Below are 2,212 nucleotides of genomic sequence, written 5' to 3' on the forward strand. Positions count from 1 at the left end.
TCCTACCCGAGCGGGTGGTTACACACCCTTGACGGGGGTGGTCGGCTTTGCGGCTGGGGTTAAAATTGTCCCCCGGGACACGGGGGCGCCCTGGGGCGGGCAGCGCCCGCCGCAGGGTCGGACCGGTTCAGCGAACGGTGAAACCGCCCGCGCGGGCGGACGCCTCGGCGATCTCGACGTAGGCGACCTTGGTGACCGGCACGATGACCCGTCGACCCTTCTCGTCGGTCAGGGAGAGCGTCCCCTCCGCCTTGGCGAAGGCGTCGGTCACGATCTGCTCGATCTCGGCCGGCGACTGCGCGCTCTCCAGAACCAGCTCGCGCGGCGCGTACTGCACGCCGATCTTGACCTCCACTGTGCCTCCTCAGGTGGGCGAGATAGCCGCCGATCGGAAGGCTATCCGATCTCGGGGCCGGATGTTCAGGCCGACTCACCCTGGAGCGGGAAGCTCGCGATGCCCCGCCACGACAGGGCCGCGACCAGCGCCTCCGCCTCGGCCTTCGGCACCTGCCGGCCCCCGGCCAGCCAGAACTGGGCGGCGGTCTCGGCCGCACCGACCAGGCCGGAGGCGAGCAGCTCGGCGTGGGCCTGGCTGACACCGGTGTCCGAGATGATGGTGTCGGTGATCGCCGCGATGCAGCCCTGCTCCACCCGCTCGACCCGTTGCCGCACGGCCGGGTCGTTGCGCAGGTCGGACTCGAAGACGAGCCGGAACGCCTCGCTCTCGTGGTCGACGAAGTCGAAGTACGCCTGCACCGACGCGCCGACCCGCTCCTTGTTGTCGTTGGTGCCGCGCATCGCGTCGTGCACCTTGGCGACGATGGCGTCACAGTGCGTGTCGAGCAGCGCCAGGTACAGATCCATCTTTCCCGGGAAGTGCTGGTACAGCACCGGCTTGGAAACCCCGGCCCGCTCGGCGATGTCGTCCATGGCGGCGGCGTGGTACCCCTGCGCCACGAACACCTCCTGAGCCGCCGCGAGTAGCTGCTTACGGCGTGCCGAACGGGGCAGCCGGGTGGGCCGGCCGGCAGTCTGCGCACCGTTCCCCACAGCGGTCATGGGAACCTCCGAGTTTCGTCATTCCAGCCGGCACTTTTACCCCGTACCGGTCAGGGCACTCACCCCGGCCCCGGAATTGGCCCGCCGCTGTAACTTATCGCCACTGTCACCACACGGTAGCCTCAGCGGGGGCGACCAAGGAGCGCGCGGTGAGTGAAACAGGGCAACCCGGTGCCGCCACCCCGGGAGAGCACGGCGACGGGACGGGTCAGCAGGACGACCTGGCCCGTTCCGCCAGTGGGTGGGCACCTGCGACCGGGTGGTCCGGCGGCGGCGACGCCCCGGGTTACCGGGAGGCCGGGTCGCCGTGGAACCGACCCGACCCCGCCGGGGGCTGGGGCGGCCAGCCGGCACGGCACGGTGATCTACCTGCGCCGTTCGCCACCCCGCCCGCCGAGGAGGAGACACCCCGCAACGGTCGGGCCCACCGCAATGGTCACGACTCGGCACCGGATTTCCCGGCCCCGCTGCGTCGCCCGGTGAGCGCCCCGCCCGGCGGGCCGGGGCACCCCGTCGCCGATCCCCGGGTCACCGACGGTGACCGGCCCGAATGACAGCCTGCCCATCATCGGCGGTCCGAGCTCTGACGGGTACCGCACCGGGTCAGTGCACGTCGGGGTGGCTGACCTTGATGGCGACTCGGCGAACGAGATCGTCGTGACGTGGCAGAACGCCTCTGGTGCCTTCCAGCTGACCGCATTGCGGTACGACACCACAGGCGACACCCCGACCCTGCGGACGGTACTCAAGCCCACGGCCATGCCCACCCCGAAGGACGCCGAGACCCCATTGCGGGTGGCGGGCCTGACGGACCTCGTCACCGGCGACTTCGACGGCTCCGGTCACGAGGCCATCGCGCTCGGATGGGCAGGAGGCGAGGTGAACACTGACCCCAGCGCAATCCAAACCCAGCCACGGGCCTACCTCTCCGTCGTCCGCTTTAATGCGGGCGCTACCGGAACGGTGAAGCCGGCCTCTCAAGCCACCACCTCTCTCCTTCCGGACGACAAGTCGACCTTCGTCTACTTCAGGCAGGGCAACACCATCCCGGTCTCAACCACGGTGGGCCTCAAGCTGTCCGCGGGCCGTTTCATCGCTTCCGAGTCGAACCTGCACCGCCGTCAGATCGTCTCCCTCGTCCAGACGGCCAACA

General features: G+C 69.9%; 4 protein-coding genes. 2 read left to right on the plus strand and 2 right to left on the minus strand.

The features are described 5' to 3' along the window. Positions 1-127: 127 nt before the first annotated feature. Positions 128-355, minus strand: a complete 228-nt coding sequence (locus ACOJTC_RS27780) for a DUF3107 domain-containing protein (RefSeq protein WP_420119094.1) — start codon at positions 353-355, stop codon at positions 128-130. A gap of 65 nt (positions 356-420) precedes the next feature. Continuing rightward, on the minus strand, positions 421-1,059 hold the full coding sequence (locus ACOJTC_RS27785; protein ID WP_204924810.1) for a TetR/AcrR family transcriptional regulator: 639 nt from the start codon (positions 1,057-1,059) through the stop codon (positions 421-423). Positions 1,060-1,208: 149 nt separating this feature from the next. On the opposite strand from ACOJTC_RS27785, the gene ACOJTC_RS27790 reads away from it, so the two are divergent. Beyond that, positions 1,209-1,613 carry a hypothetical protein gene (locus tag ACOJTC_RS27790; RefSeq protein ID WP_420119095.1) on the plus strand — a complete coding sequence of 135 codons (405 nt, stop codon included), beginning with the start codon at positions 1,209-1,211 and terminating at the stop codon, positions 1,611-1,613. Then, on the plus strand, positions 1,597-2,212 hold a 616-nt coding region (locus ACOJTC_RS27795; RefSeq protein ID WP_420119096.1), incomplete at its 3' end, for a hypothetical protein. The genes ACOJTC_RS27790 and ACOJTC_RS27795, both read left to right, overlap by 17 nt.

Origin of the sequence: Micromonospora sp. (assembly GCF_048594385.1) — a bacterium.
Lineage (GTDB): Bacteria > Actinomycetota > Actinomycetes > Mycobacteriales > Micromonosporaceae > Micromonospora > Micromonospora wenchangensis.

Excerpts from the sequence above, each read along its gene's own strand:
- ACOJTC_RS27785 (WP_204924810.1), bottom strand. The coding sequence starts at position 1,059 with ATGACCGCTGTGGGGAACGGTGCGCAGACTGCCGGCCGGCCCACCCGG.